Origin of the sequence: Paenibacillus sp. FSL K6-2393 (genome assembly GCF_038002545.1) — a bacterium.
In the GTDB taxonomy this organism is placed as follows: Bacteria; Bacillota; Bacilli; order Paenibacillales; family Paenibacillaceae; genus Paenibacillus.
This window is the reverse complement of sequence record NZ_JBBOCU010000001.1, coordinates 1,605,910-1,622,760: the sequence shown is the minus strand read 5'-3', so window position 1 is coordinate 1,622,760 and position 16,851 is coordinate 1,605,910. Positions and strand designations below refer to the sequence as shown.

The window sequence follows — 16,851 nt, the reverse complement described above, 5'->3', positions numbered from 1 at the left end:
CATGTAGATTCACATTACGCCTGCCTTCTTTATAAGTAAAACGATATCTCTCTAATGTGGTACCTGGGATTGGAAATCATTACGGCTGGATTGATCGGCATGGTACAAAACCACGTCCCCATCTTGCATCGACCAGCTTCTCCCCTGACCATCTACCGGGCTGTTATCAAAACCTTCCATTTGCCATTGATTCATCAACGGTGCATGAATATATTGCAGATGTGGTGCATTCGTATTGCCGCTGCGCAAAGTTTCGATATTGAAGTTAACCACAATGTAACCGTCCCTCAGAAATACCGTTGCCTTCTCATCCAATTGATTTTGTCTGGCAAGTGACTCGAGATCGGTTCCTTTGGGCACTGCATATACATCTGCTGGCAAGCTATATTCCCCATACCAGCGCTGAATCGCTGCATTCGCCCGATCTACATTAACACTGGAGGGAATATCTGTTTTTGGGCCAATGAGTGTGCGGATCTGTGAAGGAAGAATCATCCAGTCATAACGACCTACCCACGTTTTATGATGAGAGGTCTGATCCACGAAACGAACCATATGTTCCGCCATTGTACCCTGATTACGTTCCTCCGCCGACAGTTCATAGGTATACTGATAACGCGCTGTATCACCCAACTCCGTACCGGGGACATTCCGCAACCGTGAGTTCAGGACAACAAAACATTTTTCTAAATCTTGTGCCGATCCGATACGAATGAGTCGATCCTGTCCTCGATGGTAGTATAAATCCACTTCTTGCCGGGTGGTGCCATCTTTACTCACAAAAGAGAACGTCGGCGTGATTCGTATACCATCCTGTTTCCCAAACATATTGCCCTTGGTTTTCAGATCAAACTTGAAATGGTAACCTGTCTTCACTGCAGCATTTCGGAAACCCTGTACCGGATGACTGCCGGGACGAATAGGCAGTACATAGGGAGCCAAGTTACCTCGGGGATCTCCGTCAATACCGTTTCCTCCGGTCCAATAGCTCACACCCGTTGGTTCCGGGCTGCCCATCCGCTTGCGGAACACATTCTCCCAGTTGTAGTCTGAAATATCGGTAATGTGAAAATCATACAACCTTCCGATAACCTCTACAGCAACGGTATCTGCTGCGACATGATGGCTCAGATTCGTATTGGCATCCTGTTGTTCTGTGAAGTTTGCCGGTGCATTTTCGGCGATATTACGAAACTCGATCTGGTAATTTCCTTCATCTACCCATACAGGAAGATAAAAAGGGGTGTCCAACTGATTTACCGGAATATCCACCCATGTCAGGGCCGGAATAAACTGACTTCTGGCACCGTTATAGACATCAAATGGGAAACGAACCTGTTTGATCCGGAAATATTTCGCATAATCATGGTTTCCATAACCTGGGTAACTCGCTACATCCAAATGTTGACCTGAGGTCGGTATCCGCACAATGAATGGACGTTCTAAAATAAGTGCAGCTCTGGTCGGATCAGGCGTGGTCTTCTGGTTATGCGGCTGATCATCTGACACCCAGGCATAGTTCACAACTGGAGTGTGTACCGTCACCGAGTTGATGCCCAGAATGGGGAACTTCTGATCCTGCCCTCCGTTAACATTGCCAGGGAGCAGTCCATACGTTATCTCACCCGTGGTCGGCTGGTTAGCTTTGTTCATCAACGTGTTCTTGATCGTAAGCCGGTTCTGGTACAGAACATCGTCTCCGATCATGCCAGGCTGCGGGATCGTCCCAGGTCTTGGAGCTGTTTTCTCCACAGGAGCAGGATCAACAATCGTTGCTCCATTAAAGGCTACCTTGTCGTTATTAACGGTGTTCTCTCTAACCTCCGCTTCAGCTTCAGATTGAAACAATGACGTTTCATCTGGCGTAGAGGGTTCAGTAGAACCACCTGGGACCCCTTTGATGCCAAGATCAATTTCTCGACATGGTGCAGGTTTCACATGACTGGTAACCATAGTATCCATAGCCGATTGCAAAGTCGGTGGTGTATATGCAATGGGCATAAGGGTCACGGTGTCACGATAACCGCCTAATGCATAGTTAGAGACCTTAGCCTCATTTAACTTGTATACCTCCAGGTTATCGATCTGCCAATAGCTATATGTCCTTGTTACTTGCATCGTTTTATCCCCAGGCACATCACGTTCTCTCGGCTGAGGAGGTGTTCCTGGATCCCCCTCACCACTAGATGCTCTTCCCGGGATCGTCCAGGTTTTATGATAAACCCTTTTCACTTTAACGGTGTAAGTCACCGTCCCTGTCATATTAACCCAACGGTGCTGAAACAGATATTCCTTGGCCAAGACATTGGCATAGAGATCTTCCGAAGTCGGAATACCACGGGTAACATCGAACTTCTCAGATCCCCGATCGTCTGCCTTCAACACACCTCGAACAGACGGGTCCATAACCGATGCTTCAATAACTGTGCCTCTACTCGGTGGGCTGATGGTCACAGGGCAAGCGTTCGCAGGGTCGCCCCCCGGATCGCCATCATTACCACCTTCTCCATTATCTGTACAGTCCTTCACCTCAAGCACCTGAGTTCCTTGTTCATCCAGTTGCTGAGCTGAATCAAGAAAATGGGCTTTGATGGTAGTACTACCCACGATACCTTTTGTCGTGATTTTGCCATCAGCACCAATCGTTGCCACAGCCGGATTCGAGCTCTGCCACGTCAATTTGGGATGAGCCGTCAGTTTATGAACAGAGCGATCCGGTTTGGTTAAAACTGCTTCTGCCTGTAAAGGTGTCGTATTGGCCTTACAAGCATTCGGCAGATTCACAACGAGTCCTGGCTCAGACGTGACTGTTATGGTGGCGGTATCCGAGATCAGATATGTACCATTGTTCCAGATCGCACGCACAGTGACCGTGCCCGGACTTTCGGCCGTTAACATCCCTGTTTTGAGCTCTATACTCGCAATCGTCTCGTCAGAAGAAAACCATTTGATCTCCGCTTCCCTTCGGGATACGTCGATGCCCTCATTGAAATCTGTTTCGCCATAATGTCTTGTGCTAACTTCGGCTTTCATCTGCTTTGTTTGTCGAATAGTCAAAACTGAATCCGGTGTTACATCGATCTCCTTCTCTTCAACCAGATCACCTTCCCAGATGATATCCATGGGCGTATGGTATGCAACGATTTGCTTCACACAGTTTCGAATTGTTTTACCACCGTTCTCATAGTCCCTTCGATTAGTAACTGTGTGTGAGCCTCCTGTTTTGGTAATAATTTTTACGATTGTATTTCCTTCTCTTATAATCGTATTACCCACACCAGTATAAGACGACTGTAGTGTAGTTGATTGGTAATCTACGCTTTTAATACGTATTTTATCTAGCATTCTCTGTGTAACAGTCTGTGATTGAAAATCTGGCCAAGATATTGCAGGCCATTCAGAAAAATCGACCTCATTAGGAATTTCCTTCTCATCTGGATATGGAATAGAACATGAATTAGGATTGAGGTTATTCGAAAAAGTTGGTCCAGTAGTGTGATCTGCTTTGAAATTACCATCATCAAGTTGATACCAGTAAACACCTGGATTTGCTATCCTTTTTTCAGACTGTACCGTATTAGATATTTTTTGTTTCTTAGGTCCATATGGATCTGAACTTGCAGCTTCTATTGAGGATGTTAAATTCAAACATAGTATAGTAATAAGAAACATTGAGATAAAAATTAAAGATTTCTTCTCAACATGAGCACACAAAAATATTCCACCACCATTAAGTTTGACTTACATATTCTGAATTTTGAGTATATTTCCACTTTTTTGATTAAAGGAATATGCTCCATTTTTACCTTCTAAAACAGATGTCACCCAAAATCTCTTCTTTATATCTTTCTTAATCAAATCACTCGATCTCTCAGGGATAGTCACTAGGCCATTCTTGAATGCTTGCTTAAGATCCAAACGATTAAATTGTAAAAAACCACTATATAGCCCTCCATTAAAAGTGATTGGATCGGATCTCTCAATTTTTGATGTCAAAGATATATCTGCAAAAGCCATATAGTTGCCTTTGAAAAGATGTGTCTCTGGACCAATGAATAATGTTGCATAGAGACCTTTTGCTTTTCCTTGAGTAACATCTACAACAATATATCTATGCAGTGTAACTACACCGGAATTATTGGATAATTTAATTTCTTCTCTTGCTAAATCACTTACTTTAGCGGAGTTATTACTATACCTATAATTACTAATCGTCGTTAAATTCGTACCCGTCGTGCCGACCTCTCTCATTTCATTCAGGTCACTGTACTTCCCGGCGTCCGTGCCCTCCACATCCATATAACGCAGCAAAATGGCTGATACTTCCGCACGAGTGGTGGAATCCGCAGGTTTTAATGTGCCATCCTGGAATCCACCAACAATACCTGTCCCACGAACAAGGGCAAGATACGGAACCTGCTCGGCACGAATCGTGCCACGATTCACTTCCGGTGTAGGAAGCAGCGTATTTTTTGAATCGTTAAAAGCATCCTGGAAGCTGGTTCCGGACTTAATCAGTCCATTGGCAATCCATTTCATCATCTCGTAACGCGTTAGCTCCGCATTTGGATTGAATCCTTTGGCGTAATCGCCAGCGTTAATGAACCCTTGTCCTACAAGCTGGTTAACCGCCGCTTCAGACCAATGTCCTTTGAGATCAGCAAAGGGATTCTGCCCCTCTACCTTCTCCAGTCCAGTCGCGCGGGCGAGTATTGTCGCATATTCCCCACGCGTGATTTTGCCATTGGGACGAAACGTTCCGTCCTGGTAACCAGAGATCAGATTTTTTTCATAAGCTTTGGCAATTGTCGCTTGAGCCCAGTGACCCTTGATATCTTTGAACTTGCTAAGAGCAGTATCACTTGTTCCCGATGCAGCATTCGCTGTTAACTTCAAATGTACGGGGCCAACGGGCAATAGTGTTGCTGCCAATACAGCTGTTGTTAATAACCCGATGATCCAAACATTCCGTTTTTTTTTCTTCTCGTGTCCTTTGATCTGCTTCTTCAATCTACTCACGCTCCTATGTACCTTAGTATGGGGATGCTTTACTTGGTCAACCTAATCACTTCTCTTCATAACCAAAACCTAAATTTGCCATAATAATCAATATTCTACCATGTTGTACTAGGCTATTGGTATTATTTTTCGTCCATCCCCATCACTCCAAGGCGTGCAACGCTCCTTCCATAGACCCACTTCATTCGCCTAAAACACAAAAAAAGGCCATGAATCCGCAGATTCATAGCCTTATGCTTTAAGGGTGTGGTCTTTCTTATGATATTGGAAAAATGAACTCACTCATAGAATAAACCATATCATTCCATTTGATCAACCTTTTTTTTATTTCAGCCAGCTTTATTTTCCGTTCAATTCCTTATAGGACGCTTCGAGTTCCGTGATCAATTGATCACCACCGGCTTTTCTCCAGCTTGCGATTTCCTGCTCCCATCCTGCATCATCGATTTTACCCATAATGTACTTGGTCTGCGCATCCCAGATCATCTGATCCAGCTCCTGACCACGCTCGGTATAGATCGCTGAAGATAATGTAAGTGCCGGATTGGCAATGGCGTACTGCTCATTCTCACGCGCCATCTTTGTACCTTTCATACCAATGGGAACATCAACCAGTTCAGGCACGTTATAACCTTCAATGCTTAACAAATTATCCCGATATGGCTTTACTTCACGCTGATAAGCGTCAAAATCTTTGAGTTCAGTTTTCCCATCAGCAGTCTTGGTGTAGTGCACATCAAGCAATCCACGGAGCTGCAACGTGCTCAATTCCTCGTCCATTAACTGGTCCAGGAACGTGAGAACTTGTTTCAATTGCTCCTCATCGGTAACGGACGCTTTCGGGATGACCAGCATTCCGTAGTTTCCTGGCTCCCCGGCGATACGAATGCCGTCGGTCCCCTGGAACGGAGCCACATCAATCTCTCCATCCGGAGCATTAGGCGTAAGCCTCTGCTGAGAGGACTTTCCGTTCTGGGCCACACCGTTAAGCTTCATGCCAACTAGACCCGAATCCATTTTTTTGTCCGCATCAGAAGGGTCCAGGGCAGGGAAATCACTATTAATCAGTCCTTCGCTGAACAGTCGCTTGAAGAGTTTCATTGTGTCCACATATTCGGTGGTCAAAAACTCCGGGGTCAGTTTCCCAGCATCATCCACACCCCATTTGTTGACACCGCCAATACTTACAGCAATCCGGGTCAGTGGGGAAGAGACGCCCTCATTATACTTTTTGAAGAGCAGTGCACCGTACGTATCTTCTTTACCATTCCCGTCAGGGTCATCCTTGCGAATAGAGCGCATCACTTCATACCAGTCATCCAGCGTTTTGGGTATATCCAGCTTCAACGTATCAAACCAGTCCTTGCGATATACGATCGCAGTCCGTCCAATATCCCGGAAGTTCGGAATACCGTAGACCTTGCCTTCAATTTTGATATTGTTAAAATAAGCTTCGGATTGGGCAGACAGGTTTTTATAATCCTTCAGGTACGGCCCCAGTTCCCAGAACAGTCCCGTTTTGGCGGCATTAAACGTTGTCGGCACATAATTCACACGCATAATGGTTGGCATCTCGCCTGAAGCAACCATAACATTCACCTTATCATCAAAAGCAGATTGCGGAATCCACTGTACATTGACATCCGTATTGGTATATTCCTCAATCTTCTGTTCAATCCCGTTCTCCTTGGCCGGTATATCACCTACCTGCATTAAAGAGATGGAAATGGGAAGTTTACCTTCCCCTGCAGCAGGCGCTTTTTCTCCCCCGCAACCTGCAAGCAATCCAGCGGACATTGCACCAATTACAACAATTCCGCCTAAACGGGACATTGGACCTTTTGGACTCATGAACCATCTCTCCTTTTGGATAAGGTTATGTACACAGACCACTCCGATGACAGAACAACCTTCAGATCGCTGTTATCCCCAGATTTTTTGATTCCCTTCTAAACAAAGGGGAAAATCCGGGGATAAGCCTATGCTTCCGATGCAGCTTTCTTTCAGAAAGCTTTTAGGCGAACGCTTCGCTTCCTCAAGTTATTTCTGTCCTCTACGTTCTCATGTACATGTTAGTTGGACTTGTAAAGTTCAATCTCCACTCCCGCCAAAATGAACGGAGCGACCGACTTCGGATCATTGATCCGAATGGACTCGGTCACATAATACTCGTATGACCCATCACGATATGGGCTACCCCCGAGACCGGCTCCGCCATTACACTGTGTCAAGGACAGCACGCCTTCACGGTCCGTTTGCAGCAGATGCTGTAGCAGACCCTGATACCCTTTTTCCGCAACCGCTTTGAACTTGCCACTCAGATATCCTTTACGCACACCTTTGGCCAATGCATAGACAAACATTGAGGTCCCGGAAGCCTCCAGATAGTTCCGCTCACGTCCCGGTTGATCCAACAAATGTGGCCATAGTCCGGTCTGCTGATCCTGCACATGCACTAGTGCGTTTGCTACCCGTTCGAAGATACCCACAATCTGCCCGCGCTGCGGATGATCTACCGGCAGATAATCCAAGGTATCCACAACCGCCATCACATACCAGCCCATCGCCCGACTCCAGACATGTGGTGAACATCCTGTCTCACCCGAACTCCAGCGCTGCTCTTTGCTCTCATCCCAGGCATGGTACAAGAGACCGCTACGCGAATCACGTGTACGTTGCTCCACCAACAAGAGCTGCAGAGCCGCCTTGTCAAACCACTTCTCTTCACCCGTCACTGCGCCATACTGGGTCAGATACGGAGTAGCCATGTACAATCCATCCAGCCACATCTGGAAAGGGTAAATCTTTTTGTGCCAGAACCCGCCTTCACTCGTATGTGGCTGTCCCTTAAGCTGAGTCATAAGCAACTCCGCAGCTTTGCGATACTTCTCTTCTCCCGTTTTCTCATGCAACAGGAACAGCGATTTCCCCTGATTGATCTGATCCAGATTATATTCCTCGATTGTATAGGAGCGAATGGAGCCATCTTCCTGAACGAAATGATCCATCAGCTCACGGATGTAGTCAAAATACTTTTGCTCCCCCGTGTGCGCATACAGCTCCTCCAGTGCTTTCAAAAAGCAACCGTTCTCATAATGCCAAGTGGAGTACAGCTCGTGATTGCGATAACTTTCCATGAATTGCTGTGCCATGCGCACCGATGTGAATTGCAGTGTTTCCTTCATGATCAAGCCTCCGCTTCCGGCTCTTTATTGAGCCTGTTTTTTATAATCTTCGGCATATTCCTCACGAATCTGGTTTCCACCAGCATTGCCCCAATTCTCAATTTCCTTTTCCCAGCCACTTAGATCGATCTTGCCCATGATGTATTTGGTTTGTGCATCTGCAATCACCTGATCCAGGTCTGCCCCGCGGTCACCATACGTTGGAGAATATAACGTCAGCGCAGGATTTGGCACAGCGTGCTCCGCCAGTTCCTTGGCAAGTGCCGTACCTTTCTCGCCCAGTTCGGTATCCTTCAATTTTGGTACGTTATATCCTTCGACATAAGGAAGGTTGTCACGGTAAGGCTTCACTTCACGCTGGAATGCATCGAAGTCACTCATCTCCACCTGATCTTCGCCCACTTTGGTGTAGTGTTTGTCTTCCATACCGCGCATCAGCAGGGTCGCCATCTCAGGGTCCATCAGTTTATCCAGGAAGGAGAGCAAATTCTTGAGTTCTTCTTCCGATTTCACCGTCGATTTGGGGAATGCCAGAATTCCCGAGTTACCCGTCTGTCCTGCAACACGGTCTCCTTTCGGTCCAAGCAAACCAGCGATATCTACCACACCATCCGGATTGTTTTTGGACAGACGCTCTTGCTGACTTTTTCCGTTCTGAGCAACACCAACACGGATACCGACAACGCCGGAATCATACTTTTTCTCCGCTTCCGTAGAGTCGAATACGGCAAAGTCCTGGTTCAGCAGTTTCTCATCATACAACCGTTTTAGCAGATCCAATACCTGCATGTATTCCGGTGTCATGAACTCCGGTGTGAAGCTGCCATCATCCTCGACCTTCCACTTGTTGGGAGCACCAAAACTTACGCCAAGGCGCGTCGTGAAGGAATATTGGTCCTCATTATATTTTTTGAAAAGCATCAGTCCAAACGTATTATCCTGACCGTCTCCATCCGGATCGGAGGTGGCCAGTGTCTTGATCGTTTCATACCATTCATCCGGTGTCGTTGGCACCTTGAGATTCAGCTTCTCGAACCAGTCCTTGCGATAGATCACTGTAGCCCGCGCAATATCCGAGAATACAGGAACCCCGTAGATTTTGCCTTCTACCTTGATGTTGTCAAAAAAACGCTCATTCTGTGCCGACAGATTTTTGTAGTCTTTCAGCAATGGGCCCACTTCCCAGAACACGTCATTACGCATCGCGCTGGTCACGGTCGGATTATACTGCACCTTCACAATTTTCGGCATATCGCTTGAAGCGATCATCACGTTGATTTTGTCATTGTAGGCCGAAGCCGGAATCCACTGGATATCCAGTTTGGTATTCGTATACGCTTCAATCTTTTGCTGAACTTCATTGCCTTTGCTTGGCACATCACCCACTTGCGCAATAGCTATGGACACATTTTGTACGCCGCCCTCGGCAGCCTGACCCTCGTCTGATCCGCATCCTGCCAGCAAACCTGTCACCAGTGCCAGTGTGCTCAAGACAGCTACGGCTTTCTTTTTTGTTGCTTTCATAACATAAAAACCTCCCTTTTTTATACAGTCATACTGAACTGACTTTGAACCATGTGACGACTCAACCTTTCACCGAACCCAGCATCACTCCTTTTGCAAAGTGCTTTTGCAGGAATGGATACACCAGCATAATCGGGATTGTGGAGAATACGATAACCGCCATGCGAATGGTAAGCGGCTGGATCTCGGTCTCCTCAATACTTGTATCTCCGATTCGGCTCTGTGCCAGAATGACAATCTCACGTAGCCAGACTTGGACAGGCCACTTCTCACTATCGTTGATATAGATAACAGCGCTGAAGAAACTGTTCCAGTGGGCCACCGCGTAAAAGAGTGAAAATGTCGCCATGGCTGGCATGGACAACGGCAGTACAATCCGGAACAATACGCCGACATCGTTACATCCATCAATTTTGGCTGCATCCTCCAGTTCGTCGGGAATGGCCTGGAAGAAGTTTTTGAGTACGATCAAGTTAAAAGCACTAATAGCAGTAGGCAGCATCAGCGACCATAACGTATCCGTCAGGTGCAAGGATTTCACGACAAAGTATGTTGGAATCATCCCCCCACTGAAGAGCATCGTGAACAATACACCGAGCAAAATAGGCTGGCGTCCACGCAAATATCTTCTGGAAAGCGGATACGCCATAAGTGACGTAAACAGCAGGTTAATGAAGGTACCGATCACGGTAATATAGACCGATACACCCAGACTGCGAATCAAGGTATCTGTAGAGAAAATGTAACGGTACGCAGCCAGAGAGAACTCTTTTGGAAAAAGAATGAATCCTCCCTTAGCCACTTCATGCGGACTGGTAAATGAGACAGCCAAAATATAAATGAACGGGATGACCGTTACGATACCAATCAACAGCAGCAAGCCGTGATTCACAAAATCAAAGATCCGGTTGCCCCACGTTTTATCCTGTTGCATCTTAATGTTCACTCCTGTCTGGTGAAGAACGTCTGCCCCCAAAGGTTAGTAGACGCCTTCCTCCCCGAATTTTTTGGCCAGCGTATTGGCACCAAGAACAAGCGCCAGTCCGACAACCGATTTGAACAACCCGACAGCAGCACTATAACTGTACTGTGCCTGGGTAAGACCCTTCGTGTACACGTAGGTATCAAATACCTCGCCCACATCCCGGTTTGTCGGAGTTAGCATCAGGAAGATCTGTTCAAAGCCTGTATCCAGGAAATTTCCCAGACGCAGAATGAGCAAAATGACGATTGTACTGCGAATCGCAGGCAGCGTAATGTGCCAGGTTTGGCGCCAACGATTGGCACCATCAATCCGTGCAGCTTCATAGAGCTGTGTATCCACACCGGAAAGCGCCGCCAGGAAGATAATTGTGCCCCAACCAACTTCTTTCCAGATGGATTGTCCAACAATCATCGTTCGGAACCATCCAGGTTCAAGCAGGAACGCCACCTTTTGTCCAGTCAGGTTATAGAGCAATTCATTAATCGCACCACCCTCGGTTGTGAACAGCATGTAGAACACACCGACAACAACAACCCAGGAAACAAAGTGTGGAACGTAAACAAGCGTTTGTACAAATCGTTTGAAGCGTTCACGGCGAACTTCATTCATCATGAGTGCCAGTACAATCGGCAGTGGGAAAAAGAACACAATGTTATAAATGGCTAGCAAAAACGTATTCCGAAATAATGTCCAGAACTGCGGTTCTCCGAAGAAACGCTGAAAATGTTTGAACCCTACCCAGTCACTTCCCAAGATGCCCTTGTAAGGCGTGTAATCCTGAAAAGCCATCGTGATGCCATACATGGGTATGTATTTGAAAATAACAAAGTAAAGCACACCCGGTATTAACATGATATACAGCCACCGGTTTTTGATAATGTCCCTCCACAGCAGGTTTTTGTCACTGCGGGTAGCGGGCCGTGTTCGAGCCGCCGTTTCGGCTTTCATATTGTCTTCCTCCCCACATTGGAAACGATTACAAAATATCACTTCCTGAATTCATGTCTTCATTGTGGAGGATAAACGAATGACTGGCTATCGTCTCGTTTTAGCCTTTTGTTTTTCCTTATGTAGTAAGGGTTTAGTCCATTTCCCTCACAGAATCTAAAGGCGCAATGAACTGCTTTCAACCTCCATATTCCTGTCTTAACTTCATAGAGGAAAGTGGTCTTCTTCCTTCATCCGAACATAAAAAAGCCTGCCTGCCATGGCGGGCAGAGCAGGTTTGTTTTATCGCTGTTGCTCCCGGTACTTGCCGGGGGTTGTTCCTGTGATTTTGCGAAACGTACGGATAAATGCGGTTGGATTGGTATAGTTTAATTTCTCGGCAATCTCCGATATTTTAAGATTTGTTGTTTGCAGCCATGTCTTTGCTTTTTCCATACGATACTCTGCGAGATATTCCGTAAAATTGACTCCTGCTTCCTTCTTGAATACCCGACTTAGGTAGACAGGGTGAAAATTAAGCTCCGCGGCACAGGCTTCCAGCGATAATTCACGATCATAACGTTCCTCGATCAAACGAATCATACGTCTCGCAATGTTCATGTATTGGGATTCTTCCTGTTCTCGCCAGAAACGGATGACTGGCAGGAACAGCCGCTTGCGGAACCACTTGGTCATTTCGTCCAATGTGGACAACTTCAGCAAATGTGACATGGATGCTTTTTCACCCAGTACTTCAGCCACATCTCCACCTTGCTCCTGCACAAGCTGATATACACGAGACAATAACTGAACCATAATGACGGGGTATTCACTGAAATGGAGTTTTTTGTCTGCAAGCAGCCCCAAATATTGCTTAAAGTAGGCGTCCGTCTTCTCCTCATCTCCTTGCTTGAGCGCAGACGCAAGCTGATCCTCAATCATACGTAACTGGGTATACAACGCGGCCTCCATCTGACCACGTGGCTGAATATCCTCGTAATGCAAAATAATACGGCTGCCCAGACTTACCCGGCCCTGCAGAGCCTCTCGGCTCTCTTGAACAGCTCTTGGCGTATCGCCGATACAAGCGTAGGAACGACTGATACCGATACTTACGGGCAGATTCAGATAAGTCACGACACGTTCGCGAATCCAGTCTGCCTGGGTATGCATCCATTCCTTCAGCTTCACCTCATCCGTGAGTTCGGAGGCAAGTACGGTGACCTGAGCATCATCCAGCATGACGGGGGTGAACCGAACTGCCGAAGGGAGTAGCTCACCTACCATATTGTTGACAGCAAACAGCAGCAGATCGCGATCCTGTTCCTCATATCGTGTCCCTTCCAAGGTATCGATCTGGAGCATGAGTACGCCAAGATTTGCCCACCCTGTCGGGAAATCGTACAATTCTCCCTGATATCTGAAATCCTCTTCCGAGATTTTGCCTGTGAGCAGTTTGGTCATAAAAAACTCCTGGAGGTGCACATGCTGCCCCTTCATCTGCTCACGCATCGTTTTCTCCGAGCTGAACAAGGTTGACAATTGCTCCTCAATATAGATAAATTCATCCTGTCGGCGTCCTGACGGAGCAACTGGGGAATCCAACCCCTTCGTAAATTGCAGCAGTCTGGAGATCGGTGAGTACATCCGCCGACTGCCGTATATGGCGAACAATCCCGTTACACATAACATGACCAGTGTAGCGATACCGGTAACCAATGCAATTTTCTGTGACTGGGCCGTAATCTGTCCAAGAGATACAACGGACACGTATAACCAGCCATTGAGCGGAGATTGCCTATAACTAACCGCCACTTGATTACCTTCCACCTCCGCACTGAAGAAACCCTCTGACTGGGCCGTCGTTTGTACCATTTCCTGAATTTCCTTATTCAGCGCGTCATATTTCCCGCCTTGCTGCATATCGTTCAGAAAATACTTCTGCTCCCGATCCAGAACGTACATATCTCCAGAATTCGTATTTCGGCTCAAGTAGGTACTCAGTTCCGTATCGGCGATATCAATTACAAGAAATCCCTTTGGTTTCACATTGGTTGGTATCATCGGGATTTTAAATACCATACTGACCACATTATCCGATGATATAAGGGTAGGTGCCTGTTCGGGTGTTAGTTCACCCATACCTGCTGACACAGGTACACTTTCTTTGGCTGAACTGGCATTCTGAGTGACCCAGAACAGGCTGTTGGTATAACTTAGGTAGGAGCCAATTCGGTCTCGAATGCTGAAATCATCCAATTTGCCAAAAGAACGCATGGACACGACCCAATCTTCATCCAGATTAACCAGATAGGCTTGGTCAATGTTCGTAACCGCTTGCAAGTTGTTAAAACCGGATGTCAGATCACGAATCTCCTGAAACTCGCTGCTGTCTAGTGGTTTCTTCATCGCTTGTAGTACCAGGGGCGAATTAACATACTGGATGGATGATAATTGCAGGCTGCGCAGAACTTGTTCTACCCGCATTTGGGTCTGATGTAATATCTGAAGATTGCTCTCACGCACTTTCTGTTCAATGTCACGTGATGCAATCGTATACGAGACCGAACCAATAACAATGACCGGAAGGGCTCCGAGGATCAGGGTAAAACAGAGCAAACGCAGTAAATACTTAGGCAAGAAGAGCATCCTCCTTTATACATATGTTCATTAAATTAAATCGCTTTCATTGGATTATTTTACTATTGTTATTTTAAAACCCATTCTTATTCAAGTCCACTCATTTATTCTAAAGGTTGACTTCAAACCAATTTCCAGTTTATATTGGTTGCATATTCCTCAATCAAAGGAGAGATTTTTAATGTCGGTGAATGTTCTTAACTAACCAAGTTTCATATTCAGGAGTTTGGCCTTTCATTGCGCTTGTGCCCATATGGCATACGTGTATTTCATGATGCGCCAGATCCCTGTACTTAGTTAAGAACAGCGGATATCATAAATCGCCTCCGGGATTGTAATTGTCCGGGTCTATTTCCGCGCTGAGTTCAGCGCTTATTTTTTAATATAGACCTGTAGTGGACTTTGCTTTCCCATATGTTTAGGGCGGAGAATGACGTTTGTTCATTCTCCGCCCTTTTTGCGTTTTCCAGGAATATGTTTCATCGCATCAACTGAAATCCCAATTCAAATTCAAGGAGAGATTACGCATGAATGAAAACACATTAAACAGTCTGGGCTATCCACAAATTCAAAAAAACGTTGCAGACTGCGCCCTGTCTTACCTGGGCAAACGTTATGCGAGAGAACTAAAACCGATGGTAGATGCTCACCTTATTCAGATTCGCCTGGAAGAAACTGCAGAAGCGGCTGCGTTGATTCGCTTCGGGGCCAGTATTCCCCTCCCTTCACTCGACGGAATGGAAACCATTATGGATCTGCTTGGCACCGGTTATCTATTCAGTGAACGCGACTTCAGTCATCTCGCTCAGTTCCTGCGGAGCTGTGCACAACTCATGAAGTACATGGAGGGCAAATCTGGGGCCGCTCCCACCGTCAGTCGTTATGCAGCATCCATGATTCTGATTGAACCTTTGCTGATTGAGATCGAGCGCTGTATTCATAGTGGACGGATTCAGGATCAGGCGAGCAAGGAACTGATTCGAATTCGCAAAAAAATGACCGTCAATGAGGAACGTATGAAACGAAAGCTTGATTCTCTGGTGAGCAAACATCGCTCCATTATGCAGGAGCATGTCATCAGCCAACGCGGAGGAAGGACCGTTTTACCCATTAAGAAAGAATTCCGTAAACAGGTGAAAGGCAGTGTGCTGGATGAATCCGGGAGCGGGCAAACCGTATATATTGAACCCGCTGAGTTAGTAGGCCTGCAGATGGAATTGGCTGCTCTACAAGCGGAGGAATCCCGAGAGGAGATGAAAATTCTCGGTGATTTAACCTCCCTGGCCGAATCGTATAACCGTGAAATCGCCCTGAACACCGAAACGGTAGGTGTATTGGACTTCCTGTTTGCCAAAGCCAAATATGCGGCCACCATGGACGGACGTACCGTTCGAGTCAATACTCAGGGCCACATCAGCCTTCAACGTGCACGTCATCCATTCATGGGTTCTTCCATGGTTCCCCTTGATTTTGCAATCGGCAGAACGTACTCGTCGCTCATTATTACGGGTCCGAATACCGGCGGTAAAACGGTCGCACTCAAAACACTTGGTTTGCTAACCCTGATGATGCAATCCGGTTTGCTTATTCCGGTGGAGGAAGGTGGCGAGATGGCTGTTTATAACGAGGTAGCGGTTGATATTGGTGACGGGCAGAGTTTGGAACAAGCGCTCAGTACATTCTCAGCACATATTCGCAATATGATTGGCATACTGGAACAGGCCAATACGTCAACTCTGGTGCTCATTGATGAGATGGCTTCCGGCACAGATCCCGGTGAAGGTGTCGGACTGTCCATCGCCATGCTGGAGGAGCTGCACAGCCGCGGAGCAACCGTTGTGGCTACAACACATTTTGGTGAAATCAAACATTTTGCTGCTGCCTCGCCAGGATTCGAAAATGCCCGTATGGAATTTGACACCGTTTCTCTCCAGCCGCTGTATCGATTGCGTATCGGAGAAGCTGGTGAAAGCTATGCTTATTCCATCGCATTAAAGCTGGGCATGCCACAGCGAATTATCGAGCGATCCAAGTCCCTGTCCGATCAAAGTATTTCAAGAGATCGTACATTAGTGTTCACATCATCTCCTTTGGAAAATCCGGCCCTGACGCCTGATCGTTCCGTTGCAGAAGCAGACGGCCCAGCAGAGTTATCCAAGCGGAACCAGTCGAAACAGTCAAAGGATTCAATCGGTCCCCACAAAAAGACAACAACCAGAGAGTCGGATTCTCCTGCTCCTGCCAAAACTTTTCGCAAAGGGGATCGGGTGTATGCGGCCTATCTTAATCAGTCGGGCATCGTCTGTGATGTCGAGGATAGCCGTGGAAATATCGGGGTCATGCTGCGAGGACGCAAAGTCAAAATCCATAAGAAACGCCTGACCCTGCATATATCAGCCGATGAGCTTTATCCGGGTGACGATTATGACTTGGACATTGTGCTAGAAACAAAGGAAAATCGAAAGAAGCGTAAGTTGATGGGACGCAAACATGTGGAAGGCCTACAGATCGAATTACCGCCTGAAGAATAGCCGATGGGAGAAACAGATGTGGTGAACTGGAAGTCATATA

General features: G+C 46.7%; 9 protein-coding genes. 1 reads left to right on the top strand and 8 read right to left on the bottom strand.

Annotated elements, in window-relative coordinates; all coding sequences use genetic code 11:
• Positions 1 to 51 precede the first annotated feature (51 nt).
• The 8 genes from MHI14_RS07060 to MHI14_RS07025 all read right to left on the bottom strand — a co-directional run bounded on the left by MHI14_RS07060 (position 52) and on the right by MHI14_RS07025 (position 14,280).
• On the bottom strand, positions 52 to 3,153 hold the full coding sequence (locus MHI14_RS07060) for a DUF5704 domain-containing protein (RefSeq protein WP_341130065.1): 3,102 nt from the start codon (positions 3,151 to 3,153) through the stop codon (positions 52 to 54).
• A 588-nt stretch (positions 3,154 to 3,741) separates the two neighbouring features.
• Positions 3,742 to 5,010, bottom strand: coding sequence for an S-layer homology domain-containing protein (locus MHI14_RS07055; RefSeq protein ID WP_341130064.1), 1,269 nt, complete (start codon positions 5,008 to 5,010; stop codon positions 3,742 to 3,744).
• Positions 5,011 to 5,358: 348 nt separating this feature from the next.
• Positions 5,359 to 6,870, bottom strand: a complete 1,512-nt coding sequence (locus MHI14_RS07050; protein ID WP_249911915.1) for an extracellular solute-binding protein — start codon at positions 6,868 to 6,870, stop codon at positions 5,359 to 5,361.
• Between the two features lie 221 nt (positions 6,871 to 7,091).
• Entirely contained in the window at positions 7,092 to 8,204 is a 1,113-nt protein-coding gene (locus tag MHI14_RS07045) for a glycoside hydrolase family 88/105 protein (RefSeq protein WP_341130063.1), read from the bottom strand.
• A 24-nt stretch (positions 8,205 to 8,228) separates the two neighbouring features.
• Positions 8,229 to 9,728, bottom strand: a complete 1,500-nt coding sequence (locus tag MHI14_RS07040) for an extracellular solute-binding protein (protein WP_341130062.1) — start codon at positions 9,726 to 9,728, stop codon at positions 8,229 to 8,231.
• Positions 9,729 to 9,789: 61 nt separating this feature from the next.
• Positions 9,790 to 10,662: a carbohydrate ABC transporter permease gene (locus MHI14_RS07035; RefSeq protein ID WP_133385864.1), complete on the bottom strand. Its 873-nt coding sequence runs from the start codon at positions 10,660 to 10,662 to the stop codon at positions 9,790 to 9,792.
• 45 nt (positions 10,663 to 10,707) lie between these two features.
• Positions 10,708 to 11,661 carry an ABC transporter permease gene (locus MHI14_RS07030; protein ID WP_017686861.1) on the bottom strand — a complete coding sequence of 318 codons (954 nt, stop codon included), beginning with the start codon at positions 11,659 to 11,661 and terminating at the stop codon, positions 10,708 to 10,710.
• Positions 11,662 to 11,943: 282 nt separating this feature from the next.
• Positions 11,944 to 14,280, bottom strand: coding sequence for an AraC family transcriptional regulator (locus MHI14_RS07025; protein WP_341130061.1), 2,337 nt, complete (start codon positions 14,278 to 14,280; stop codon positions 11,944 to 11,946).
• 527 nt (positions 14,281 to 14,807) lie between these two features.
• Between MHI14_RS07025 and MHI14_RS07020 the strand changes: the two genes are divergently transcribed.
• The gene (locus tag MHI14_RS07020; protein WP_341130060.1) at positions 14,808 to 16,811 is read left to right on the top strand and encodes an endonuclease MutS2; all 2,004 of its coding nucleotides are present in this window, start codon (positions 14,808 to 14,810) and stop codon (positions 16,809 to 16,811) included.
• The last annotated feature ends 40 nt before the right edge of the window (positions 16,812 to 16,851 follow it).

Bases quoted from the DNA above. Each gene is read 5' to 3' on its own strand.
- MHI14_RS07050 (WP_249911915.1), bottom strand. From the start codon at position 6,870: ATGAGTCCAAAAGGTCCAATGTCCCGTTTAGGCGGAATTGTTGTAATT.
- MHI14_RS07020 (WP_341130060.1), top strand. From the start codon at position 14,808: ATGAATGAAAACACATTAAACAGTCTGGGCTATCCACAAATTCAAAAA.
- MHI14_RS07035 (WP_133385864.1), bottom strand. From the start codon at position 10,662: ATGCAACAGGATAAAACGTGGGGCAACCGGATCTTTGATTTTGTGAAT.
- MHI14_RS07030 (WP_017686861.1), bottom strand. From the start codon at position 11,661: ATGAAAGCCGAAACGGCGGCTCGAACACGGCCCGCTACCCGCAGTGAC.
- MHI14_RS07045 (WP_341130063.1), bottom strand. From the start codon at position 8,204: ATGAAGGAAACACTGCAATTCACATCGGTGCGCATGGCACAGCAATTC.
- MHI14_RS07040 (WP_341130062.1), bottom strand. From the start codon at position 9,728: ATGAAAGCAACAAAAAAGAAAGCCGTAGCTGTCTTGAGCACACTGGCA.